This window comes from Enterobacter asburiae (genome assembly GCF_001521715.1).
Classification (GTDB): Bacteria; Pseudomonadota; Gammaproteobacteria; order Enterobacterales; family Enterobacteriaceae; genus Enterobacter; species Enterobacter asburiae.
This window is the reverse complement of sequence record NZ_CP011863.1, coordinates 1,571,818-1,595,698: the sequence shown is the minus strand read 5'-3', so window position 1 is coordinate 1,595,698 and position 23,881 is coordinate 1,571,818. Positions and strand designations below refer to the sequence as shown.

Genomic DNA, 23,881 nt, shown 5'->3' with positions numbered 1-23,881 from the left:
GAATTGACTCGCGTGTACTCCCTTGAAACATACTCCACTTAACCCCGTCAGGCATGATTTTTTTGAGAAATAAATGCGGGGTCCGTTTGAATTTTATTAATGGGTATAATCTGTTTGTCTGAATTCATCTGCAGCAGTAGCCACGGTACCTGTTCGGCAGGTAAGGGCCTGGAGAAAAGGTAACCCTGCAGGTAATCGCAGCCGAGACGGGTGAGAACCGCCTGCTGTTCTTCCGTCTCGATCCCTTCTGCCACCACATTCATCTCCATGGTCCGGGCGATACTGATAATGGTTTCAACCAGCTTGTAGCTTTTTTCATTTTCCAGCATCGACGTGACAAAGCTTCTGTCGATCTTAAGTTCTTTTGCCGGAAGCACGCTCAGCATCAGAAGGTTGGAATAGCCCGTACCAAAATCATCAATCGAGACGACGATCCCCGCGTGATTAAACGCATTGAGCAACTCAATGCTGCGGTCCAGATTTTTAAGCGCGGTGCTTTCCGTTACCTCAAGGATCAGCCGGGACGGAGACAAGCTATATTTTTCCAGCATCGACGAGATGATCTGGAAAATATCCGGCTGTTCAAACTGGATGGGGGATAGGTTGAGCGACAGCGTCCACTGGCTGAAACCTTGCTCAGTCCAGAAATGAAGCTGTCGGCATGCCGCTTCAATGGCCCAGTTACCTACCGGAATAATTAAACTCGTTTGCTCCAGAGAGGGGATAAACAGATTTGGCAGCACAACCCCTTGCTCGGGATGCCGCCAGCGCAGAAGGGCTTCAAAACCGTGAATGGTTTTCTCTCCCGCATGCCAGGTTGGCTGGTACCACAGTTCAAACTGATCGCGCTCAAGCGCCTGAGAAAGCTCCTGCAGGAAACCGGGTTTTGCCGGGATCGCCGTTGACATCTCGGCCCGGTAAATCGCCCAGCCGTTGCGGCCCTCTTCTTTGACGCGATGTAGGGCTGCATCCGCCTTGAGCTTCAGCTCATGCAGCGTTTCGCCATCCTGAGGATAGAGGCTGACGCCCGCGCTGATCGTCGTGCTTAACGTATGCCCGCAGACAGACAGAGGGCGTCGCACGTCTTCGAGCAACGCGGTGACCAGGGCGTTGAGCCTGTCGTCGTCACATTCCGGCACCAGCAGGATAAAGGCGTCGCCTCCCAGCCTTGCCAGGGTCATCTCACGAGTGAGCCGGGCCGTGATGCGCTGCGCGACCGCGATCAATAGCTCATCACCGACGCTGTGGCCCCACGTATCGTTAACGCGTTTGAAGTGATCGACGTCCAGGAAAATAACCGCAAATGGCTTCTTGCTCAGCAGCGCGCTGCGCAGACAATCCTGCATGCGGAGATCCATCTGGTGGCGGTTTGCGAGCCCGGTGAGCGCGTCAAAACGCGCCTGTAGCTCAAGCTGGCGGTTTAGCTGCTGCAGATTATCCGTCAGCCGACTGGTGCGCCGGTGGGAATCGATAAGTGAAATGATTAACATCACGCCGAGCAGGCAGAGCGTGGTGACCGAAACCCAGATGGATAACCCCAGCTCGCCGATCCCGCCCGGGAGGGTATGCGCCATTTCCTGAAACTGCGCGGCACTCATGCCGGTATAATGCATCGCACAAATGGCGGCACCCATGACGAAGGCCGCGAGAATGCGATTGATAAAGACGCCTTTGTGTTTATCCCGCAGACGGAAAGCCAGCCACAGCGCCGTGCCGGAGGCAACAACAGCAATAACCACGGACAACCCCACGATGCGGCGATCCCAGATGATGCTGCCATCCAGCATCAGGGCCGCCATACCGATGTAGTGCATAGACACCACGCCAGCGCTCAGGATCGCCGTAGCAAAGATCAGCCGGAAGGGAGAAAGTTTTTTGCCCGCGACGGCAATATTAAGTGCCGTGGCCGATGCAATCACCGCGACGCCCAGTGACGCAAGGGTTAACCAGAGGTCGTAGCTCATCATCATGGGCATTTGCATCGACAGCATGCCGATAAAGTGCATCGACCAAATGCCAATGCCCAGCGTGACCCCACCGGCAATGCGCCAGAAGAGGGCAGCCTTTCGGCTGGAGAGGGGGATCTTTCCGGCGCTGTCCAGCGCCACAAAGGAGGCGATAAACGCCACCAGATAAGAGATAGCGATTAACACAGGGTCCCACGATATATTGAGCATTATGCAGTCCCACGCCTGAGAGGGTCACCGATTTCGCCTGCCGGGTACATCTTTATTGGGCAACGAACATGCGCATTCAAACCATATTAGTTATTTATCGTGAAAAATGACCAGTCATATTAATACTCTAAAACTTATTAAGAATATAAAATATATTCTCTTGTTAATATATTAAGCGTTGCTAAACAAGAACGAATAACTGTAGCAAAGCTCCTTAAATATGAGGGCGATCGTATCGTCTCACCGCGGGCGATACTATCGCTTAAGATGGCGGGAAACCAGTATCACAGCATGCTGAGCATAACATTTTCACTAATACGCTTTTTTTATCTGACTTAAGACAAATCTCAGGATGCTAACGGCGAAACAAAAAACAAGCGTTGTTTGCGATGAAAAACTTCCGGGCCAATGCTATAAGTCTAAGTGCCGACCAAAATATAAAACGTGGGTATTATCATGCTAAAAAATATTAGTGTCAGGACCTTTATTATCGGGTTCCTTTTCTCTCTTTTTTTGGTAAGTGCGGGTGTCGTGGTTCTATTTTCCAGCAATACGTCTCTCTTTATTTCGCTTAATGTCATCAATTTCGTTGCGCTATTTTTGCTCTGGGTCTATATGACGAAGTATCTTGTGACGCCGATCAATACGGTGAAGAGAAGTATTGAGGAGGTGACCGCAGGTAACCTTGGCGTATCTATCCCTGAGTTTGGCAATAACTGCGCGGGCCGACTCATCCCCGGGATAAATAGCCTTTCCGGCAATATTGCGACGCTGGTGCGTGAGATCAGGGCGTCATCGCAAACCGCCATGACCTTATCGGACCAACTCTCGGCACGTAGCGCTCAGCTATCGGTGAAAACCGAACAGCAGTCTGCGTCTTTGGTGCAAACCGCCGCCAGCATGGAGCAAATGGCCGCGAGCACCAAAAACAATGCCGATAACACCCGCCTGGCGAGCGAGCAGGCAAATGTGGCGACGTTACAGGCGCGCAAGGGCGGTGAGCTCATGGGGCAGGTCGCCAGCAATATGCAGTCTATTACCGAATGCGCGCAGCAGATGACGGAGATTATTTCGCTCATTGACGGCATTGCGTTCCAGACGAATATCCTGGCGCTCAACGCGGCCGTTGAGGCGGCAAGGGCGGGCGATCATGGAAAGGGGTTTTCTGTGGTCGCGGAAGAGGTAAGAAACCTGGCACACCGCAGCGCAGAGGCCGCGAAGAATATCAAAACGCTGATTGAAGTCACCAGCAGTAACGTCACGCAGGGAGCCAGCGTTGTGTCACAGGCAGAGAAAAACATGCATGAAATCGTGACGGGGTCGGGGAATGTCAGCCGCTTAATGGACGACATTTCCGCGTCAACCTCAGAGCAGGAGAAAGGCATTTCTCAGATTACCCTGGCGCTATCGGAGCTGGAGCGGGTTACGCAAAGTAACGTGGCAATGGCAGAGGAACTCAACGGTTCGTCTGATGTACTGCGTAATCAGGTGATTGAGCTGCAGACCCGAACGCGTAATTTCAGGCTCGATCAGTCATCCTTGTCCTCATCACCTGGCGGCTCGCCATCCTTCCTGCAGCGGCCAGAGCATTCTCTCTGACAGCACCTCAAAGCCTGGCATGCCAGGCTTTTTTTACGCCTCTGGCCAGTATGTACAATTCCTGAGCGATTTCAGCGCGATGAGATACATAGTTGTTGCTTAACACCTGATGAAAGCTAGACTGACACCGAAGAGCTAAAAAGGTGGAGGCGCTGTGGAAAGCATTAAAGGATCTGAACTTAACGTTCCAGACGCAGTTTTTGCGTGGGTGCTGGATGGTCGCGGCGGTGCGCGACCGCTGGAAGATAATGATGTGATCGATAGTGCGCATCCCTGCTGGCTACATCTGAACTACACCCACCCGGACAGCGCTGACTGGCTGGCCTCGACTCCGCTCTTGCCCAATAACGTGCGCGATGCGCTGGCGGGTGAAAGCCTGCGGCCCCGCGTGAGTCGAATGGGTGACGGGACGCTAATCACCCTGCGCTGCATTAACGGCAGCACGGATGAACGTCCGGATCAGCTGGTTGCGATGCGTGTCTACATGGACGACGGGCTCATTGTGTCGACCCGGCAGCGAAAAGTTCTGGCGCTGGATGACATCGTCAACGATCTGAAAGAAGGCACCGGGCCGGTCGACTGCGGCAGCTGGCTGGTGGACGTCTGCGACGCCCTTACCGATCATGCGAGTGAATTTATTGAAGAGCTGCACGACAAAATCATCGACCTGGAAGATAACCTGCTCGATCAGCAGATCCCGCCCCGCGGTTTTCTGGCCCTGTTGCGTAAGCAGTTGATTGTGATGCGCCGCTATATGACGCCGCAGCGCGACGTTTACGCGCGTCTTGCCAGCGAAAGGCTCGCCTGGATGAATGACGATCAGCGGCGCAGAATGCAGGATATTGCCGACAGACTGGGGCGCGGGCTGGACGAGATTGATTCCTGTATTGCCAGAACGGCGGTGATGGCGGACGAAATCGCGCAGGTGATGCAGGAGTCTCTGGCGAGAAGAACCTATACGATGTCCCTGATGGCGATGGTGTTTTTACCCAGCACGTTTCTTACCGGGCTGTTTGGCGTGAACCTGGGGGGAATTCCGGGTGGCGCTTATCGCTACGGCTTTACCGCGTTTTGCGTGATGTTAGTTGTTTTGATTGGTGGTGTTGCATGGTGGTTGCATCGTAGTAAATGGCTGTAAATTTACGCTTTTTTCAGCTTTTCACGGGATCAAAACGCTCTTTTAATTGAGCGAAGTCAATAAACATCTACCCCGTAAGGTGCAATATTACTTCCGCAGGTGAATGCAACGTCAAGCGATGGGCGTTGCGCTCCATATTGTCTTACTTCCTTTTTTGAATTACTGCATAGCACAATTGATTCGTACGACGCCGACTTCATAGTCGGCTTTTTTTTGCCTCCTGATTCTCAGCGTCTACCCTAAAAGGGACGAAAGCAAATTCTGGAGGGAATGATGAGCATCCTGAACGCTCTGCTACAGCAACAATCGCGTCAATCCGATCCCATCCCCAGCGATCCGGTGCCAATGCCCGATCCCATTCCGCGCCCGCAGCCGATGCCCGACCCGCCGCCAGATGAAGAACCGATTAAATTGTCGCATCGGACCGCGAGATCTGCGAGGATACGCGCCATCTGACCGCAAAGATGACCACGAGAGACTACTGTGACCGCTTTTTCTACCCTGAATGTTCTGCCCGCCGCCCAACTCGATAACCTCAACGAGTTGGGTTACCTCACGATGACGCCTGTTCAGGCGGCCGCGTTGCCCGCCATCCTTGAGGGCCGTGACGTGCGCGTGCAGGCGAAAACGGGCAGCGGGAAAACGGCGGCATTTGGCCTTGGCCTGTTGCAGCACATCGATGCGGCACTTTTTCAGACCCAGTCTCTGGTGCTGTGTCCGACCCGCGAACTGGCAGACCAGGTCGCGGGTGAACTGCGTCGCCTGGCGCGTTTCCTGCCCAATACCAAGATTTTAACCCTCTGCGGCGGACAGCCGTTCGGCGCGCAGCGTGATTCACTCCAGCATGCGCCGCACATTATTGTCGCAACGCCCGGCCGCCTGCTGGATCACCTGCAAAAAGGCACCGTCTCGCTGGATGCGTTACAAACGCTGGTGATGGATGAGGCAGACAGGATGCTGGATATGGGCTTCAGCGATGCGATTGACGAGGTGATCCGTTTCGCCCCGGCCGATCGTCAGACGCTGCTATTCTCGGCGACCTGGCCGGAGGCCATCGCCGCCATCAGCGGGCGCGTGCAGAAAAATCCGCTCACCATTGAAATCGACAGCGTAGATGCGCTGCCCGCTATCGAGCAGCAGTTCTTTGAAACCTCGCAGCAGGGAAAAATTTCGCTACTGCAGAAATTGCTGAGCCAGCATCAGCCTGCGTCCTGCGTGGTGTTCTGTAATACCAAAAAAGACTGTCAGTCGGTCTGTGATGCCCTGAATGCCGCCGGCCAGAGCGCATTGTCTCTGCATGGCGATCTGGAGCAGCGCGATCGCGATCAGACGCTGGTCCGCTTCGCTAACGGCAGCGCCCGCGTTCTTGTCGCAACCGACGTCGCTGCGCGCGGTCTGGACATTAAATCTCTTGAGCTGGTGGTTAACTTTGAGCTGGCGTGGGACCCTGAAGTGCACGTGCACCGTATTGGTCGTACCGCGCGCGCGGGAAACAGCGGTCTGGCGATCAGCTTCTGCGCACCGGAAGAGGCGCAGCGCGCCAATATTCTCTCTGAGATGCTGCAGATTAAGCTGAACTGGATGAATGCACCGGCCAGCGTCAGCCTTGTGCCGCTGGAGGCTGAAATGGCGACGCTGTGCATTGATGGCGGTAAAAAAGCCAAGATGCGTCCAGGTGACGTATTAGGGGCGCTGACCGGGGATGTGGGTCTGGACGGGGCGGATATCGGCAAGATTGCGGTCCATCCGGCGCATGTCTACGTAGCGGTTCGCCAGGCGGTTGCCCATAAGGCATGGAAGCAGCTGCAAAACGGGAAAATTAAGGGCAAAACCTGTCGCGTACGTCTGCTGAAATAAAGAATGAAGCGTCTCAGAAGATGTTTCTGAGACGCTAATCGCTTACTTCACTTCAAGCACGTTCAGACGCAGCTCTTCAAACTGATTGTCATCTTCTTCCGGCTGCCAGCCCGCTGGCTGCATGGGAATATCTTCCCGATCAAACGCCAGGTCCCCGCCGTTCACAACTTCTGACTCGTGATTGATGCCTTTAAAGTCGAACAGCTCCACATCCGCGAGATGGGAAGGGACGACGTTCTGCATCGCGCTGAACATGGTTTCGATACGACCCGGATAACGCTTATCCCAGTCGCGCAGCATGTCGCCAATTACCTGACGCTGCAGGTTCGGCTGAGAGCCGCACAGGTTACATGGAATGATCGGGAAACCTTTAGCCTGAGAAAAACGCTCAATGTCTTTTTCGCGGCAGTAGGCGAGAGGGCGGATCACAATGTGCTTGCCGTCATCGCTCATCAGTTTAGGCGGCATGCCTTTCATCTTGCCGCCGTAGAACATATTGAGGAACAGCGTTTGCAGGATATCGTCGCGGTGATGGCCCAGCGCAATTTTGGTCGCGCCCAGCTCCGTCGCGGTACGATACAAAATGCCGCGGCGCAGGCGAGAGCAGAGTGAGCAGGTGGTTTTCCCTTCAGGGATTTTCTCTTTCACAATGCCGTAGGTATTTTCTTCGACGATTTTATACTCAACGCCCAGCTTTTCGAGGTATTCCGGCAGAATGTGCTCCGGGAAGCCCGGCTGTTTCTGGTCAAGGTTGACCGCCACCAGGGAAAATTTCACCGGTGCGCTTTGCTGAAGATTACGTAGGATCTCCAGCATGGTATAGCTGTCTTTACCCCCTGACAGGCAGACCATGATGCGGTCACCTTCTTCAATCATGTTGAAGTCTGCAATGGCTTCGCCCACGTTACGGCGCAGTCGCTTTTGCAGTTTATTCAGGTTGTATTGCTCTTTTTTGTTAATCTCTTGATTCTCTTGCATTTAGTACTACCTTCGGAGCCAGCAGGGGCAAACATTGTATGCCGCGTATGGTACGGATTCCGGCGGCGAATGCCAGCACGTTTTACAGCGGGGTTATAACTGGTGCAGCAACGCCGTTAGCGTGCGTTGAGATTTCAGGACCTCATATAGCATTTTACTCGTGGTAGTTTTCCATATTTGTTATATGACCGCAGGGAACTTATATGGCATAAGAGCGTTAAATGAACATAAAAAGGAATGACTTAATGTCGCTTTATGACCTAAAAACCGAAGCACTTGCCTTACCGGAGACCTGGCACTCTCGTGTATTGGGCCGGATTGGAACTGCAAATCTTAAAGTTTTACGAATGGATGAACGCTCAGTGATTGAAGAGGTACATGAGTATGACGAGGGGTTACTGGTCATTGATGGACGTCTGGAGCTGGGCGTGACGGGTAAAAAAATCTCTGTAACGGCTGGGCAGCTCTATATCGCTAAAGCTGGCACTCCCCATACTGTAGAAACAGGCAGTTTTGGCACACTAGTTATCATTGATTTACCAGAAACGGAAGTGGCCTCGCTTTAAGCGGCTTGCGATAAGGTCACAGATTGTCAGGATTGTTCGACGTGCTGATCCAAACTTTAATCAAACTCAACGTTATCAATCCCATCACAACGGCGGTGATGCTGCCAACTTACTGATTTAGTGTATGATGGTGTTTTTGAGGTGCTCCAGTGGCTTCTGTTTCTATCAGCTGTCCCTCCTGTTCAGCTACTGACGGGGTGGTGCGTAACGGTAAAAGTACTGCCGGACATCAGCGCTATCTCTGCTCTCACTGCCGTAAAACATGGCAGTTACAGTTCACATACACCGCCTCTCAACCCGGTACGCACCAGAAAATCATTGATATGGCCATGAATGGCGTTGGATGCCGGGCAACCGCCCGCATTATGGGCGTTGGCCTCAACACGATTTTACGTCACTTAAAAAACTCAGGCCGCAGTCGGTAACCTCGCGCATACAGCCGGGCAGTGACGTCATCGTCTGCGCGGAAATGGACGAACAGTGGGGCTACGTCGGGGCTAAATCGCGCCAGCGCTGGCTGTTTTACGCGTATGACAGGCTCCGGAAGACGGTTGTTGCGCACGTATTCGGTGAACGCACTATGGCGACGCTGGGGCGTCTTATGAGCCTGCTGTCACCCTTTGACGTGGTGATATGGATGACGGATGGCTGGCCGCTGTATGAATCCCGCCTGAAGGGAAAGCTGCACGTAATCAGCAAGCGATATACGCAGCGAATTGAGCGGCATAACCTGAATCTGAGGCAGCACCTGGCACGGCTGGGACGGAAGTCGCTGTCGTTCTCAAAATCGGTGGAGCTGCATGATAAAGTCATCGGGCATTATCTGAACATAAAACACTATCAATAATTTGGAGTCATTACCCTGTGTTGTGTAAATAAAAGGTGGGCGGTTTAGGATTACAGGTTCTATAAAATCGCCTGCATTTAGCAGGCTTTAATTGTTAGACGTTTTTATTATTTTAATTCAAAAGATAAAACCTAAAAGCGCTCGCCGCAAATATCGGAGATTTTACTGAGGTTTTATCTTTCCATTTGTGAAGTGGCTATGATTTTTCCGGAAACGCACATCACAAATGGTTTTTTGCGGCATCAAGTATCTTCTGAGAGGTGAGTTCTCTATCAGAGGCAACGTAGACAAAGCTGCGATCGCCGGTTAAAGACCGGAAACCGGCAGACATAATCTGAAGGTATATTTCTTCTCCATCCGGATACTCCTGCCTTACGGACGTAACGCCTTGTTGTACCGTGACAACTTTACCAGGCTTCCCATTGAAAAAAACGATGACATTCTTCATAAACCACCCTGTGTTTTTTTAGGAACATTCGAAAACTAAAGCAAGCATTTTTTAGCTTTAACGTGTATGGTGGCAGTCCGTAAAATCAGGAGATGCCTATGTCTGGACGTAAAAATACACAATCCCATCGAAATCATTTAGTCAAATGTTCATGCCCAAATTGCTCTAAAGATTCAGAGCATAGTTTTAATCGCGTGCAAAAGGGCGCTCAACTTGTCTGCCCGTACTGCCACGTTTTGTTTAAATCTACTCAACGATTCTAAACCAAAGTAGTTGACAAAATGAGTTAGCTTTGAGTTTTAGACCATTCATGCAGCAGTTCTGCACTTCATCACATTGGTTAGCATACTCGTTAAGAAAATATGCTGACTGTTGCTATCAATAACAGACATATAATCCAGGGCCCGTTTACTCAGGAAACCTTGTTGGTAATCACGGGCCATTGATAATATTATCTATCCAGAAGAATGACATTTGCAGCAGCAGGGCCTTTATCGCCGCTAAGAATCGCAAATTCGACTTTCTGGCCTTCAAATAGTGTATTAAAACTTTCTCCCTGTAGGGCAGAGAAATGAACAGAAACATCTTTACTGCCATCAAGGGGAGAGATAAAGCCAAAGCCTTTATCTTCATTAAACCACTTAACCAGACCTTGAATTCGTGAAGACATAAATACTCCTTTAAAGACTCTTTAAATGATAGGAAATGACTAAAACGTATGGACTCAAAAGGAGGGGATATCAGCGATAGCGCCTGGTTATGAGGACTGCGTGGTAAAATATTGTATTCGGTATTGCGTCGAGCCAACTAAATCATTAAGGCACGGACTGAGTTGATAAGCAAATGTTATTTTAGCCATCCGGATGGCTTACGTGGCGCATTTCCGGTCACGTTGAATCTGGTGTCAATTCTCGATAAAAAGTCGTCGGCTTGATGTTCGCCTTTGCGAGTCCGGGGCTGGAAAAAGGGTTGCGCGCATTGACCTTGGGAATATATTTTGATTAGGCTATGTATGTTCAGCACCACGCTTTTTCTTAAAATTTTATCCCATTGGAAGGGTTTAACGTGTTCAAGCTTAGTTTATCTCTACTGGCCATTTTCCTGCTGTCAGGCTGTAGCTCCGATTTGGTTCTCAGTCCACCTAAACAACCCGAATACAAGTCAATGCCTGAAATAACCCAGTCTGTGACGCCAACGCAACAGCGTGCAATCATGGCCGGCGAGCGGCCAGACTGGTCAGAAAGAACCCCGATCAATACAATAAAGCGATATTAATAGACACTTATCCACCAGGGCTGCCGTTCGGCGGCCTTTTGTTTCCCCTCAATCTGGTTAGCGAGAACATTTCTGACGCCTGGCATGGTAATTATTACGTTATCGACCATGCTTAAGACAATGACAATTCAATCACTTCAGCATCGTTGAAGCGGCTACTTCACTTAAATCGAGAACCCTAAATGCGCCATGCATCTATCCCAGTAGCTGCAGCCACGACAATGTTTTTGCTCGGCGTTTTTATCATTAATTTACAGGTCTGGTATTCTGCACGGGCTGATAGCCTGGCAGAGGCGCACTACGTCGTGCGGAACATGAATGTTATTCTTAAAGAAGCTCGTCATGCGACTGAGATGGCAATGCAACTTGCCGAGAATGAGTGTGATGCTGAAGGGCAATATCGGCTAGGCACCGAGGCGGCATTACAGCCTCACCTGAGAACGATCGTTATTCTGAAAAATGATGCGGTCTGGTGCTCCTCGCTACCGGGAAACCGCGTATTGTTGGTCAACAGTTCAGTGCTGCCTGAGTCATCACTGCTCCTCGTCCCTTCGGCCAGTACCGTCAACGGTCTTCCGGTTCTCTTATACCAGACAATTCACGCCGGAAGCCGAATCATCGTTAGCATTAGCGATAGCCATATCCGTGATGCGCTGGATATGCCATTAAATGGCGTTGAATATTCCCTGAGAGTAGGCAATACCCTTTTAGGCCTGACAGGCGATGTGACGACGGCAGACCATACGAAGAAAGAGGTATTAACGGTAAAAGCCTCTAATTATCCATTTTCGGTACAATTTAACTCTCCACCTCTTTTTAGTCTTAAGAGATTATTCAATCGAGCCGGAGGCGTGGTGTTATTCCTGCTGATAATATCCTCTCTTTCTGCATATATTCTTCAACGCTATATTTCTAAGGATGTCTCACCTGAAGAATCACTGCGCATCGCCATTTACAGAAATGAAATTATTCCGTATTACCAACCCGTTGTGAGCGGCAAAGAGGGAACCTTACGGGGTGTGGAAGTGCTGGCCAGATGGAAGCATCCTCAATCAGGGTTCATTTCTCCCGCATCCTTTATTCCTCTTGCTGAGAAATCCGGTTTAATTATTCCATTGACTCAGAGCTTAATGAGGCAGGTTGCAATACACATGAATGCTATTGCGACATTGCTGCCAGAAGGGTTTCACGTAGGGATTAACTTCAGCGCTTCTCATATCGTTGCGTCCACCTTTGTTGAAGAGTGTCTCCACTACAAGCGCAGCTTTACTCAACAGGATCTTAACCTTGTCGTTGAAGTGACGGAGCGTGAACCACTCGACATTGATGAACATCTCGTTAATACATTGAATGAGTTACATAACAACGGATTTGCCATTGCGCTGGATGACTTTGGTACGGGTTATTCCGGCCTGTCCTATCTGCAGGATCTGCATATTGACTACATTAAAATCGACCAGAGCTTTGTTGCCAGGGTTAACGCGAATGAGGACTCAACGCTAATCCTTGATTCGGTACTGGAGTTGGCCAAAAAACTTTCAATTAGCATCGTGGCGGAAGGCGTTGAAACTGAAGAGCAGCTCGATTACCTCACACGCAATCATATCCGGTTTTTACAGGGTTTTTTCTTTTACAAACCTCTTCCTTTCAAGGAACTGGTCAAAGTTCTCTTGTCGAAGCCAAAAGTTAAGGTCAGGGTGGAGTAATGTTTATTCGGTTGTTTCTGAGAAAATAAAAAGGGGGGACATCATCCCCCAAAAAATGCAGACCATTATTGCTTTAACCACGGTGATATTTTGTTATGCATTGACCGGATGGTCAAATTAATTGTTTTCAGCATTGTTTTTTAAAGTTAGAAGCGCATGTGGGGTCTCGAATATTAGCAGCCTAACGTTTAATTTGATTCTAATCAATATTGCCGCGCCCCTCTTTAGATTAATGGATGCAATAATTGTTGTTTTGTTAAAACAATGCTCTTGCGCTGTGTTTTCGACGTAAGGCGCTTCAGGTTAATTTTTTAAGAAAAAAATGCTGACCGCTAAAGCATAATGAAAAAATGCTTACTTATTACGGCAGTTTAAATGTTAATCAGTGATGCCAGGGGCGCAGTTAGCGTATAATGCGTCATCCAAAACCGCTAAACACCCCGTGACTCGTGCTATGACCCTTAATCGCTTTTGTTATTTACTCCTGATTATCGCTGCGATCGGCAGCCTTCTTGCTACCCATCCTCTGCTTATGTGGTTTCTGACGATCAATGTGCTGACGTTGGTCATGTATGGCGCCGATAAAATGGCGGCGCGAAAGGGGATGAGCAGGGTTCCGGAAGCGACATTGCTGGTATTTGGCGTGACTGGTGGCTGGCCTGGCGCCATTGCGGGGCAACAGCTCTTTCGCCATAAAACCCAAAAGCAGCCTTTCAAAAGCTACTTTTTCATCAGCGTCGTCGTCAGCATCGCCATGATGGCGGCGGTTTACCATTTTTCTTCTTATTCTCTTTTATGAGCGTTGGCTGGGACCGCTGACGGTAAGGCATATCTTTAATTCATTCCTCCGTCACTGCCAATAGTAGTAGGACTATCCTTAAGTGGTTGCTGTTTTTTGCACAATCTGAATAATACGTGCAACAACACGGACGACAACATCCCATGAAAATAAAGTCTATTATACTGGCAGTGCTGGTGGTCTTTTCTGCGCCTTCCTGGTCTGCTTTTCAGGAGCGGGAATATAATACCTGGTATATAAAAAATGCGGTCCTTTATGATATGACACAGACATCGGAAGGTTTCCCTGTCATGGTGAGCGTCTCCCAGCCTGGGAGAAAATCCGCTAATTTGCTGGTGTCGTATATTACTGAAGGCCGCTGTGGTGAGAATAATCTGTCGCTTAATGTGAACGGTAAAGTGCTGCCCGCAAAATATAATTGTGTCCAGATAGGGCAAAACAGAACTGAACATTTTTCAGTGGTGGATGCGGAAAGCGTCAATGGCATGGTGACGCATTTAAAATCCGATTTCACGATCCTCCTGCAAAACGATATCAAGATTTGGGCGGCAAACATCAAAACGCCTAAATACGGTTTGACGCCGCGTTTTTAAAAATCCTGCTAAGCTTGTTGGTTGGACCAGGAGCGTAAGCATGATGAACAAAGATGAACAAACCGGATTAGTGGGGCTGGCGATTGGGGCCGCCGTTATTGGGCTGGTTTCAGCGCAAAAACCGATCCATCGCAACAGCATTGTCGATGAACTGGTCAGGCTCGGCAGGCAAAAAGGCGATGGCGTAGAAGATGAGGTTTTCGTTAAGGCTGCCGAGCTGGTGAGAAAAGGGGTATAGCCCATGGCTGAAAGACGAAATGCGAAGTGCCATTGCGGCGCGGTGGCGTTCACCGTTGAGCTCACTGATGGTCTGAATACCGCACGGCGCTGCAGCTGTTCCTTTTGTCGTATGCGGGGCGCGGTCGTTGTCTCCGCGCCGCTGTCGGGGATTACGGTGACCAAAGGTGAGGATAAGCTCACCGAGTACCGCTTTAACACGGGAACGGCACGGCATTTCTTCTGCTCGGTGTGCGGGATTTACACGTTCCATCAGCGACGTTCTAACCCAAACGAATATGGCGTTAATGTCGCCTGTTTTGAAAACGTATCACCTTTTGATTTTCCAGAGGTGAAGGTGATGGACGGCGTTAGCCATCCCATGGATGGGGATAGTGGTGTATTTGGATATCTTTCTTTTCGCGAGAAAGATGAAGAGCAGGCATGATTGCCGCCTGGCCACTCTTTTACTCCTCCGGCTATAGTTGGCAGTGGGTAACTGAAACAGGAGAAACTATGCTCTGTGTTGAAAAAGACGATCCGCGTGAGGCCCCTGAATCAGGTGATAAAAAGCCTCAACCTGTGAAAAAATAACGTGACATACGCGTTTACCCGCCACCGGCAATGCTGGTGGCTTTTTATTTCCAGGGACAATAGTTAACTGCCATCCAGATGGTTTAATAGCGCGCCGAGATGCCCGACAATATCACCAAAATCAAAAATTAACGCCATCCACAGCAATGCTAAAAGGGTAAGTACGGCAAGGGATACACGACCAAACAACGCTGTTATCCTTAGTGACGAAAGGGCTATCACCGCAGTTTAACCAGCTTTCTTTCAACTTTCCCTCAACCAATCCCTTTCTTAAACTGTCTTTTGTGACGAACTTCAAAAAACAAGCGAGCCCGCATGATTATGCGGGCTCTGACAATCAGAACTGGTAAACCAGGCCTAACGCTACAACATCATCGGTGCTGATGCCGTTGTCTTTGTAGAAGTTGTCGTCTTCATCCAGCAGGTTGATTTTGTAATCAACGTAGGTGGACATGTTTTTGTTGAAGTAATAGGTGACCCCTACGTCAGCATATTTAACCAGATCCTGGTCGCCCTGGCCGTTGCCCAGGTCCTTACCTTTCGACTGCAGGTAGGAAAGGGACGGACGCAGGCCGAAGTCGAACTGGTACTGCGCGGTCACTTCGAAGTTCTGGGTTTTGTTCGCTACGGCGTCGGTGTTATCACCATACGGGGTCATATTGCGTGTTTCAGAATACATTGCCGCCAGGTAGATGTTATTGGCGTCATACTTCAGGCCCGCAGTCCATGCATCCGCTTTGTCTCCACCCGCAGTGGTGTTCATGACCTGCTCGTTGGTGCGGTCAGAAGAGGTATACGCGGCACCCGCAGTAATCCCCATGCCGAAGTCATAGGTGGTAGAGATACCAAAGCCGTCACCGTTCTCGTGACGCGTGTCGCGACCGTTGTTGGTGCCTTCCTGGTTGTTGCTGGCGTCTTCATTTTTGCCCTGGTACTGCAGCGCAAAGTTCAGGCCCTGCACCAGACCATAGAAGTCGGTGTTACGGTAGGTCGCCACACCGTTGGCGCGGCCGGTCATGAAGTTGTCGGCTTTGGTATAGGAGTCGCCACCGAACTCAGGCAGCATATCGGTCCAGCCTTCCACGTCGTACAGGACACCGTAGTTACGACCGTAATCGAAGGAGCCGTAGTCACCCACTTTTACACCGGCGAAGGCCAGACGCGTCCAGGACTGATTATCAGACCCTTCCGTGTTATTAGCCTGAATGTTGTATTCCCACTGCGCATAGCCGGTCATCGTGTTGTTAATCTGGGTTTCACCTTTGAAACCCAGACGCATATAGGTTTGATCGCCGTCAGCACCTTTGTTATCGGAAAAGTAGTGCAGACCATCTACTTTTCCATACAGATCTAATTTGTTACCGTCTTTATTATAAATTTCTGCTGCATGTGCAGAACCAGCTATTAACAGAGCCGGAATCATCAGAGCCAGTACTTTTCTTTGCATTGTGATATCCCTTTGCAGTTGTTTTTATTTAATTACCTGTTGAACTTTCAGAATGAGAAAGTTGTCTCATGCTAAATCACTCCTGTGTAAGAGTAATAAAATATTATTGTTACGAACTAAGTAAAATCTAAACCGAATAAATCGGTGGAAATGATCATTGGTGTGATGAATGATTTAAAAGTAAGCATATTAAATTGAAATTATTAATCAGGCGTTAACTAAGCTAATCTAGCCGGCGTTATATGCCTGTAAGATGATTCATCCATAATTAACGTGAATGCTATTAAGGAAACTAAATAGATATTCAATGATTATCTGGATTCGCCCGGTGTGAATACGCCGGGCTTTTTTTATGGCAAAAAAATGCCCGGACAAGCCGGGCAGGGAATTAGTCGCTGGTCGGTTTTTCGGCTTTACCCGCCATCTGCGCCAGGAAGTCATAGCGTTTTTGCAGGTCAGCAGCGGCATCTTTCCAGAGCTGCTCAGCCACTTCCGGCTGCTGGGCGTTAAGGCGACGGAAGCGCTGTTCCTGCATTAACGTCTCGGCCAGGGCATCCGACGGCGGACGCGAATCCAGCGCCAGCGGTAATTTACCCTCGTCTGCACGACGCGGGTCGAACCGGTACAGCGGCCAGAAACCGGTCGCGGTCAGCTGGCGCATCTGGTCGTGGCTGAGGGCCAGATCGTAGCCATGCTCTTCGCAAGGGCTGTAGGCAATGATCAGCGACGGGCCAGGATACGCTTCCGCTTCCTGAATCGCTTTCACCGTCTGGTTAAGCTGGGCACCCAGCGAGATTTGCGCGACGTAAACGTGACCGTACATCATCATGCTCACGCCGAGATCTTTGCGCGCCTTGCGTTTACCGTGTTCGCCGAATTTCGTTACCGCGCCTAACGGCGTCGCTTTCGACGCCTGGCCGCCGGTATTGGAATAACACTGCGTATCCAGAACCAGGATGTTGACGTTTTCGGTCAGGCTCAACACGTGATCCAGCCCGCCAAAGCCGATATCGTAAGCCCAGCCGTCGCCGCCAATCAGCCAGATTGATTTTTCGACCAGGGCGTCAGCGTCGGTCAGCAGCTGTTCAGCCCCCGCCGCGCCCTGCAGCGCGCGGCGCAGCTCAGCAACCTGCTCACGACGTTCTTCTGGCGTCGCGTCTGCATGAAGCGCGTCATTGAGCTCAGCGGGGATCTGCCCGGCAAACTGCTCCAGCAGGCGCATCACGCGCGCGCGGTGCTGATCGACGGTCAGGCGGAAGCCCAGGCCGAATTCGGCGTTATCCTCGAATAACGAGTTTGCCCACGCCGGACCGCGCCCATTCGCGTCGGTGGTGTACGGCGTAGAAGGCAAATTGCCCCCGTAGATGGATGAACAGCCGGTTGCGTTGGCAATCAGCATCCGGTCACCGTAGAGCTGGGTAAGCAGCTTGATATAAGGCGTCTCACCGCAGCCGGAGCAGGCGCCAGAGTACTCAAACAGCGGTGTAATCAGCTGTGACGTACGAATATCAATACGTTCCAGTTTGCTGCGATCGATTTCCGGCAGATTAAGGAAGAAGTCATAGTTGACCTTCTCCTCTTCAACGTGCTCCAGACGCGACATCATATTGATGGCTTTGATCTCCGGATCCTGCCTGTCTTTCGCCGGACAGACCTCGACGCACAGGTTACAGCCCGTGCAATCTTCCGGCGCGACCTGTAGAACGTATTTCTGTCCGCGCATATCACGAGATTTCACATCCAGTGAATGCAGGCTGGCCGGCGCGGCTTCCATCTCTTCCGGTGACACCACTTTGGCGCGAATAGCAGAGTGCGGGCAGGCCGCAACGCAGTGGTTGCACTGGGTACACAGATCTTCTTTCCAGATGGGGATCGCTTCGGCGATGTTGCGTTTTTCCCAGCGCGTGGTGCCCATCGGCCAGGTGCCATCCGGCGGTAGCGCAGAGACGGGCAGGGCATCGCCCAGACCGGCCAGCATCGCCGCCGTCACGGTCTTAACGAAATCGGGCGCCGCATCGGACACCACCGGCGGACGATTCGGACTTGCGGCATTCACCGGCTGCAGCGGTACCTCAAACAGCGATTCGCGCGCCAGCGCCAGCGCCTGCCAGTTTCGCTCGACCAGCTCCTGGCCCTTGCTGCTGTAGCTTTTAGCAATCGCACCCTGCAGTTCCACCAGCGCGCTGTCGCCCGGCAGAATATTGGTCAGGTGGAAGAAGGCCATTTGCATAACGGTATTAATACGCGCAGCCAGTCCACATTCGCGGGCAATTTTTGCGGCGTTGACCACGTAGAAACGGGCTTTTTTCTGGTTCAGCACCGCCTGAACTTCCTGCGGCAGGCGTCCCCAGACTTCGTCTGCGCCGTACGGCGTATTGAGGAGGAAAATGCCGCCGGGCTTCAGGCGCTCGGCCATCTGGTATTTATCAATAAACTGCAGCTGGTGGCAGCCAACAAAATCAGCCTGAGAAATCAGATACGCAGAGCGGATGGGCTGTTCGCTCACGCGCAGGTGGGAAACGGTCAGGCCGCCTGCTTTTTTGGAGTCGTAAACGAAGTACCCCTGGGCGTACCACGGCGTTGAGTTGCCGATGATTTTGATGTTGTTTTTTGTCGCGGAGACGCTGCCGTCGCTGCCCAGACCATAGAACAGCGCCTCAAGTTTGGCGGTCGAGGGCAGGGTATTTTCCGGCAGCGAAAGGGAAAGGTTAGTCACATCATCATAAATGCCAACGGTAAAGCGCGGCTTGGGTTTCGCCTTGCCTAACTCGTTGAATACCGCCAGCACGCAGTCCGGCCCAAACTCCTTGGAGGACAAACCATAGCGACCCCCGATTACGCGCGGCAGCGTTTCACGTTCGCCCTGATTAAAGGCTTCTGCCAGGGCGGTCATCACATCCAGATAGAGGGGTTCCGCCTGCGCGCCCGGCTCTTTGGTACGGTCGAGCACCGCCACAGCGCGGGCGCTTTCAGGCAGAGCCGAAAGCAAATGTTTGGCCGAGAACGGACGATAGAGACGCACCTTAAGCACGCCGACCTTTTCGCCGCGCGTCAGCAGCTCGTCAACCACCTCTTCACAGGTCCCAATGGCTGACCCCATCAGCACAATGACCCGTTCCGCCTGTGGATGACCGTAGTACTCAAACGGTTTGTACTGCCGGCCGGTTGCGGCGGCAAAGTCATCCATTGCCTGTTCAACATGGTCGTAAACCGCGTTGTACCAGGGGTTCGTGGCCTCGCGGGACTGGAAATAGGTATCCGGGTTCGCCGATGTCCCGCGAATAACCGGGTGTTCAGGATTCAGAGCCCGGGCGCGATGCGCGTCGATTTCCGCCTGCGGCAGCAGATTCAGGATAGTATCGTCGGCCAGCGGGACGATTTTGTTGATTTCGTGAGAGGTGCGGAAACCATCAAAGAAGTGAATAAACGGCACGCGGCTTTTGAGCGTGGCGATATGCGAAATTAAGGCAAAGTCCTGCGCTTCCTGAACGCTGCTGGCGCATAGCATCGCGCAACCGGTCTGGCGCACGGCCATCACGTCAGAGTGATCGCCAAAGATAGAGAGCGCGTGGGTGGCAACCGTACGCGCGGCAACGTGCAGAACGAAGGGGGTCAGCTGACCGGCGAGTTTGTAAAGCGTAGGGATCATTAACAGCAATCCCTGTGAGGAGGTAAACGACGTGGAAAGCGCGCCGGTCTGAAGCGCACCGTGTACCGTGGCAATCGCCCCGGCTTCAGACTGCATTTCAACCACTCTCGGGACATCGCCCCAGACGTTTTTTAACCCGTTACCCGCCCAGGCATCCGCCTGCTCGGCCATGGTAGAACTTGGCGTAATCGGGTAGATGGCGATAACTTCACTGGTGCGAAACGCGACTGAGGCAACTGCACCATTACCGTCAATAGTTTGCATAGGACAACACCCTTACATTGCGCAAAAAATAGGGGTCTGTATTACGGCAACAAACCCTGAATATTATCTGTGTATTCTAGCAAACGGGGGATTTTACGATTTTCGCTTTTGTGTCCTTGGTATTCTTGCCATCAATGAGTAGATCAAACTTTTGGCGAAAAAATTGCGAGAAATTGTTTCTGAAGCGCATAAATACGCACTTCCGCTCTCGACGACACGTGATGTGATGCCTATTATGCATAGGTTTCGCATTATTCATGGGGGAGAAAGCATGCGTTCAGCATTTTGGGTAGGGTGTGCCGCGTTATTGTTGTCGGCATGTAGCAGTGAGCCAGTCCAGCAGGCAACGGCAGCCCACGTGGCGCCGGGAATGAAAGCGGCAATGTCCAGTTCAGGTCAGGCCAACTGCGCGATGATTGGCGGTTCGCTGTCTGTCGCCCGCCAGCTTGATGGTTCTGCTATTGGGATGTGCGCCTTGCCAAACGGCAAACGCTGTAGCGAACAGTCGCTTGCCGTTGGAAGCTGCGGTAACTACTGATTATTCTACACGCTTAAACATCAGCGTTTTATCGGCTGTCGCCAGCGTTAACTGGTCCTCAGTCAGGTCGACCTGCGCCCCTTTGCGCAGCATGTCGCCGATGGCCTGATCCAGCTCATTCAGCTGCGGCTCAGTACAGAGCTTACGCGTCATGGCCAGCGTTTTAACCTTCAGCTCGCCTTCGGACAATTTCCCCTGTCCGTTGAAGCGGTTACACATCTGGCCAGAAACGCTGATGTTATTAACCAGGCTGATATCTGGCAGCGCGCTAAAACCGATCTCAGGTTGCGTTGTCGCGGTCTTCACGGCCTTACCGTTTACGTTTTCCAGCACAAAGCGGTGGTTTTTAAGTTGCTCCGGCTGTACGGAGGCTTTACCCGGATTAACACACCCGGTAAGGACAAGACTAATAACGCTTAACACAATGAGCTTTTTCATTTTTCTTCTCAAACTATAAATACCGTGAATCTTTTTCCAGTGTAACGATACTCTGCCGCGCGTTAATGGGGTTTATCTGAAAGTGCGGGGAGAAGTACCGGGCAACGCAGCGGTTGCCCGGGATGACGTTAATGCGATTTAAACCCTGCCGCCGTCATCAGCATGCGGAAGAGCATACTGACAGCAGCCAGCGCCAGTACGCTGCCGCCCCAGATAATGGCCAGCCACAGTAATCTTTTCCAGACCGGTTGTTGCATCAGTGATAACCCTCCCCATGCTGAACTTTGCCGCGAAACACGTAGTAGCTCCAGAAGGTGTAGACCAGAATAACGGGAATGATCAACAGCGCGCCCACCAGCATAAAGCCCTGGCTTTGCGTCGGGGCGGCGGCCTGCCACAGGGTGATCGACGGTGGAATAATATGCGGCCAGATGCTGATCCCAAGCCCGCTAAAGCCGAGGAATATCAGCCCCAGCGTCAGAATAAACGGACGGCTATGGCTATTGGGATTATTCAGGCAGCGCCACTGGTACAGGCTAAAAATCACCACCAGGGCAGGGACAGGCAGCAGATAAAACAGATTCGGTAGCGTAAACCAGCGCGCAGCGATAGCCGGTTGCGCCAGCGGCGTCCAGAGGCTGATCGCTGCAATAAACGCCAGCAGCACGATTAACAGCGTTTTCGACACCTCACGCATCCGCTGCTGCAGCGCGTTTTCGCTTTTCATCACCAGCCAGGTAGAGCCTAACAGCGCATAAGCCACCACCAGCCCTACGCCGCAAAACAGGTTAAACGCGGTAAACCAGTCAAAGGGGCCGCCGGTATAGGCCCGGCCGGTGACGGTAAAGCCGTTAATGACGGCGCCTACCGTCACGCCCTGGGTGAACGTTGCCAGAATTGAACCGCCAATAAACGCCTTATCCCAGAAGGAACGGTGGGCAGGCGTGGCTTTAAAGCGAAACTCAAATGCCACCCCGCGGAAAATAAGACCGATCAGCATTAATGTTAGCGGAATGGTCAGGGCATCAACGATCACCGCATAGGCCAGCGGGAATGCGCCGAACAGGGCGGCACCGCCAAGCACCAGCCAGGTTTCATTTCCGTCCCAGACCGGCGCGACGCTGTTGACCATTACGTCGCGATCGTCGGCGTTCTGCGTTGCCGGGAACAGAATGCCGATCCCCAGATCAAAACCGTCCATCACGATATACATCAGCGTGGCGAAGACGATGATCACAAACCAGATAATGGAAAGATCGATACCCATTATGGCTGCTCCTTATGTTCAGTTGTGACGGCAGAAAGCGGGCGCGCCGGACGTCCGTCGGACTCGGTGGCGAAAGTTTCATGCGGCTGCGGGCCTTTTCGGATGAGGCGCACCATATAGCTGTAGCCCACGCCGAATACCGAGGTATAGACGACGAAAAAGGCCAGCAGGCTCACGCTCATATGCAGGTCACCGTGGGCAGACACCGCATCCTTCGTTCGCTGGAGTCCGTAGACCACCCACGGCTGGCGGCCCACTTCGGTGGTGATCCACCCGGCCAGGATGGCAATCAGCCCGGTTGGCCCCATCAGCAGCGCAAACCACAGGAAGGGGCGCGACGAATACACGCGTTTTTTGTAGCGCAGCCAGAGTGCCGTCACCCCAAGCAGCAGCATCAGCATGCCCAGGCCCGCCATAATGCGGAATGACCAGAACACGATGGTGGAATTCGGACGGTCTTCCTTCGCAAACTCTTTGAGGGCCGGAACCTGTTTATCCAGGCTGTGCGTCAGGATAAGACTCCCCAGCGCCGGGATCTCCAGCCCAAAGCGGGTGCGCTTCTGTTCCATATCCGGCCAGCCAAACAGCAGCAGCGGGGTAGGCTCACCCGGCGGATTTTCCCAGTGGCCTTCAATGGCGGCAATCTTGGCGGGCTGGTGCTTTAAGGTGTTCAACCCGTGCATATCGCCAACCATGGCCTGGATGGGGGCGACAATCAGCGTCATCCACAGCGCCATCGAAAACATTGCCCGGATCGCAGGGGTATTATTGCCGCGCAGCAAATGCCATGCCGCGGACGCGCCCACAAACAGGGCGCTGCTCAGGAATGCGGCTATCGACATATGCAGCAGGCGGTAAGGGAAGGAGGGGTTAAACACCACGGCGAACCAGTCCACCGGTACCACCTGACCGTTGACGATCTCATAGCCCTGCGGGGTCTGCATCCAGCTGTTCGACGAGAGGATCCAGAAGGTAGAAATTATAGTGCCCAACGCCACCATGCAGGTGGCGAAGAAGTGCAGACCCGGCCCGACCTTGTTCCAGCCAAACAGCATCACGCCGAGGAACCCGGCTTCGAGGAAGAAGGCGGTCAGCACTTCATACGTCAGCAGCGGGCCGGTAATGCTGCCCGCAAACTGTGAAAATCCGCTCCAGTTGGTGCCAAACTGGTAGGCCATCACCAGCCCGGAGACCACGCCCATGCCAAAGTTGACGGCAAAAATCTTCGACCAGAAATGGTACAGCGAGCGCCAGACCGGATTTTTGGTTTTAAGCCACAGCCCTTCGAGTACGGCGAGGTAGCTTGCGAGACCAATGGTGATGGCCGGGAAAATAATGTGAAAGGATACGGTAAAGGCAAACTGTATCCGCGCAAGGTGAAAAGCATCTAAACCAAACATGCACAGCCTCAATGTCAAACGGTGTGCTGTTATGGTATAGGGGCAAAGTTCGGACTATCAGACGCAGAAAAGTGATTTTTAACCA

At 52.0% G+C, this 23,881-nt stretch carries 26 protein-coding genes; 14 read left to right on the top strand and 12 right to left on the bottom strand.

Annotated elements, in window-relative coordinates; translation table 11 throughout:
* Positions 1 to 47: 47 nt before the first annotated feature.
* On the bottom strand, positions 48 to 2,177 hold the full coding sequence (locus ACJ69_RS07855) for a putative bifunctional diguanylate cyclase/phosphodiesterase (protein ID WP_059346849.1): 2,130 nt from the start codon (positions 2,175 to 2,177) through the stop codon (positions 48 to 50).
* Between the two features lie 456 nt (positions 2,178 to 2,633).
* Here ACJ69_RS07855 and ACJ69_RS07850 point away from each other — a divergent pair, with 456 nt between their 5' ends.
* From ACJ69_RS07850 to dbpA, 4 genes are all read left to right on the top strand, one after another.
* Positions 2,634 to 3,776, top strand: a complete 1,143-nt coding sequence (locus tag ACJ69_RS07850; protein WP_059346848.1) for a methyl-accepting chemotaxis protein — start codon at positions 2,634 to 2,636, stop codon at positions 3,774 to 3,776.
* Positions 3,777 to 3,930: 154 nt separating this feature from the next.
* Positions 3,931 to 4,914, top strand: a complete 984-nt coding sequence (gene zntB, locus ACJ69_RS07845; RefSeq protein ID WP_023335899.1) for a zinc transporter ZntB — start codon at positions 3,931 to 3,933, stop codon at positions 4,912 to 4,914.
* 273 nt (positions 4,915 to 5,187) lie between these two features.
* Positions 5,188 to 5,370: a proline-rich small protein YnaL gene (gene ynaL, locus ACJ69_RS25680; RefSeq protein WP_071886551.1), complete on the top strand. Its 183-nt coding sequence runs from the start codon at positions 5,188 to 5,190 to the stop codon at positions 5,368 to 5,370.
* A 27-nt stretch (positions 5,371 to 5,397) separates the two neighbouring features.
* Positions 5,398 to 6,771 carry an ATP-dependent RNA helicase DbpA gene (gene dbpA, locus ACJ69_RS07840; RefSeq protein ID WP_059346847.1) on the top strand — a complete coding sequence of 458 codons (1,374 nt, stop codon included), beginning with the start codon at positions 5,398 to 5,400 and terminating at the stop codon, positions 6,769 to 6,771.
* A 42-nt stretch (positions 6,772 to 6,813) separates the two neighbouring features.
* Here the strand turns inward: dbpA and ttcA are convergent, their stop codons facing one another.
* Entirely contained in the window at positions 6,814 to 7,749 is a 936-nt protein-coding gene (gene ttcA, locus ACJ69_RS07835; protein WP_023312015.1) for a tRNA 2-thiocytidine(32) synthetase TtcA, read from the bottom strand.
* 245 nt (positions 7,750 to 7,994) lie between these two features.
* On the opposite strand from ttcA, the gene ACJ69_RS07830 reads away from it, so the two are divergent.
* A complete protein-coding gene (locus ACJ69_RS07830; RefSeq protein WP_059346846.1) occupies positions 7,995 to 8,315 on the top strand; it encodes a cupin domain-containing protein in 321 nt (106 codons plus the stop codon).
* Between the two features lie 16 nt (positions 8,316 to 8,331).
* Here ACJ69_RS07830 and ACJ69_RS25955 read toward each other — a convergent pair whose 3' ends face one another.
* The gene (locus tag ACJ69_RS25955; RefSeq protein WP_374206711.1) at positions 8,332 to 8,415 is read right to left on the bottom strand and encodes a YnaM/YnfT family protein; all 84 of its coding nucleotides are present in this window, start codon (positions 8,413 to 8,415) and stop codon (positions 8,332 to 8,334) included.
* 49 nt (positions 8,416 to 8,464) lie between these two features.
* Here ACJ69_RS25955 and ACJ69_RS07825 point away from each other — a divergent pair.
* Positions 8,465 to 9,162, top strand: a protein-coding gene (locus ACJ69_RS07825) for an IS1-like element IS1A family transposase (protein ID WP_103215986.1) whose coding sequence is annotated in 2 segments (ribosomal slippage) — positions 8,465 to 8,714 and positions 8,714 to 9,162 — 699 coding nt in all. Because the reading frame shifts where the segments join, the coding sequence is not laid out codon by codon here.
* A gap of 220 nt (positions 9,163 to 9,382) precedes the next feature.
* Here ACJ69_RS07825 and ACJ69_RS07820 read toward each other — a convergent pair.
* A complete protein-coding gene (locus ACJ69_RS07820) occupies positions 9,383 to 9,610 on the bottom strand; it encodes a hypothetical protein (RefSeq protein ID WP_054829631.1) in 228 nt (75 codons plus the stop codon).
* A gap of 92 nt (positions 9,611 to 9,702) precedes the next feature.
* Between ACJ69_RS07820 and ACJ69_RS25675 the strand changes: the two genes are divergently transcribed.
* The gene (locus ACJ69_RS25675; RefSeq protein WP_307837570.1) at positions 9,703 to 9,873 is read left to right on the top strand and encodes a YnfU family zinc-binding protein; all 171 of its coding nucleotides are present in this window, start codon (positions 9,703 to 9,705) and stop codon (positions 9,871 to 9,873) included.
* 188 nt (positions 9,874 to 10,061) lie between these two features.
* Here ACJ69_RS25675 and ACJ69_RS07815 read toward each other — a convergent pair whose 3' ends face one another.
* Entirely contained in the window at positions 10,062 to 10,280 is a 219-nt protein-coding gene (locus tag ACJ69_RS07815; RefSeq protein WP_047647596.1) for a cold shock domain-containing protein, read from the bottom strand.
* A 787-nt stretch (positions 10,281 to 11,067) separates the two neighbouring features.
* Between ACJ69_RS07815 and ACJ69_RS07810 the strand changes: the two genes are divergently transcribed.
* The 6 genes from ACJ69_RS07810 to ACJ69_RS25670 all read left to right on the top strand — a co-directional run bounded on the left by ACJ69_RS07810 (position 11,068) and on the right by ACJ69_RS25670 (position 14,793).
* Positions 11,068 to 12,591 (top strand): EAL domain-containing protein, encoded by a 1,524-nt coding sequence (locus ACJ69_RS07810; RefSeq protein ID WP_059346845.1) that lies wholly within the window; start codon positions 11,068 to 11,070, stop codon positions 12,589 to 12,591.
* Between the two features lie 454 nt (positions 12,592 to 13,045).
* Positions 13,046 to 13,390, top strand: a complete 345-nt coding sequence (locus ACJ69_RS07805; protein WP_054829633.1) for a DUF1294 domain-containing protein — start codon at positions 13,046 to 13,048, stop codon at positions 13,388 to 13,390.
* Between the two features lie 143 nt (positions 13,391 to 13,533).
* The gene (locus ACJ69_RS07800; RefSeq protein WP_054829634.1) at positions 13,534 to 13,983 is read left to right on the top strand and encodes a hypothetical protein; all 450 of its coding nucleotides are present in this window, start codon (positions 13,534 to 13,536) and stop codon (positions 13,981 to 13,983) included.
* A gap of 40 nt (positions 13,984 to 14,023) precedes the next feature.
* Entirely contained in the window at positions 14,024 to 14,221 is a 198-nt protein-coding gene (locus ACJ69_RS07795) for a hypothetical protein (RefSeq protein WP_023616678.1), read from the top strand.
* 3 nt (positions 14,222 to 14,224) lie between these two features.
* Positions 14,225 to 14,647, top strand: a complete 423-nt coding sequence (locus tag ACJ69_RS07790; protein ID WP_059346844.1) for a GFA family protein — start codon at positions 14,225 to 14,227, stop codon at positions 14,645 to 14,647.
* A 68-nt stretch (positions 14,648 to 14,715) separates the two neighbouring features.
* Positions 14,716 to 14,793, top strand: a complete 78-nt coding sequence (locus ACJ69_RS25670) for a hypothetical protein (RefSeq protein ID WP_223239581.1) — start codon at positions 14,716 to 14,718, stop codon at positions 14,791 to 14,793.
* 63 nt (positions 14,794 to 14,856) lie between these two features.
* On the opposite strand, the gene ACJ69_RS25890 is transcribed toward ACJ69_RS25670, so the two are convergent.
* The 3 genes from ACJ69_RS25890 to nifJ form a co-directional block, all read right to left on the bottom strand.
* Complete coding sequence (locus ACJ69_RS25890; protein WP_255319991.1) at positions 14,857 to 14,982, bottom strand: hypothetical protein; 126 nt, start codon at positions 14,980 to 14,982, stop codon at positions 14,857 to 14,859.
* A 148-nt stretch (positions 14,983 to 15,130) separates the two neighbouring features.
* Positions 15,131 to 16,240 carry a porin OmpC gene (gene ompC / locus ACJ69_RS07785; protein WP_059346843.1) on the bottom strand — a complete coding sequence of 370 codons (1,110 nt, stop codon included), beginning with the start codon at positions 16,238 to 16,240 and terminating at the stop codon, positions 15,131 to 15,133.
* A 388-nt stretch (positions 16,241 to 16,628) separates the two neighbouring features.
* Positions 16,629 to 20,153 (bottom strand): pyruvate:ferredoxin (flavodoxin) oxidoreductase, encoded by a 3,525-nt coding sequence (nifJ, locus tag ACJ69_RS07780; RefSeq protein WP_059346842.1) that lies wholly within the window; start codon positions 20,151 to 20,153, stop codon positions 16,629 to 16,631.
* A 271-nt stretch (positions 20,154 to 20,424) separates the two neighbouring features.
* On the opposite strand from nifJ, the gene ACJ69_RS07775 reads away from it, so the two are divergent.
* A complete protein-coding gene (locus tag ACJ69_RS07775) occupies positions 20,425 to 20,691 on the top strand; it encodes a putative hemolysin (protein WP_023312003.1) in 267 nt (88 codons plus the stop codon).
* Here the strand turns inward: ACJ69_RS07775 and hslJ are convergent, their stop codons facing one another.
* From hslJ to ACJ69_RS07755, 4 genes are all read right to left on the bottom strand, one after another.
* Complete coding sequence (gene hslJ / locus ACJ69_RS07770; RefSeq protein ID WP_054829635.1) at positions 20,692 to 21,129, bottom strand: heat shock protein HslJ; 438 nt, start codon at positions 21,127 to 21,129, stop codon at positions 20,692 to 20,694.
* Positions 21,130 to 21,257: 128 nt separating this feature from the next.
* Positions 21,258 to 21,386, bottom strand: a complete 129-nt coding sequence (locus ACJ69_RS07765; RefSeq protein ID WP_008501283.1) for a DUF2474 domain-containing protein — start codon at positions 21,384 to 21,386, stop codon at positions 21,258 to 21,260.
* Entirely contained in the window at positions 21,386 to 22,396 is a 1,011-nt protein-coding gene (cydB, locus tag ACJ69_RS07760) for a cytochrome d ubiquinol oxidase subunit II (protein WP_054829636.1), read from the bottom strand. The genes ACJ69_RS07765 and cydB overlap by 1 nt, the downstream gene beginning before the upstream one ends.
* Positions 22,396 to 23,796 (bottom strand): cytochrome ubiquinol oxidase subunit I, encoded by a 1,401-nt coding sequence (locus tag ACJ69_RS07755; protein ID WP_059346841.1) that lies wholly within the window; start codon positions 23,794 to 23,796, stop codon positions 22,396 to 22,398. Before ACJ69_RS07755 ends, cydB begins: the two co-directional genes overlap by 1 nt.
* Positions 23,797 to 23,881: the final 85 nt, after the last annotated feature.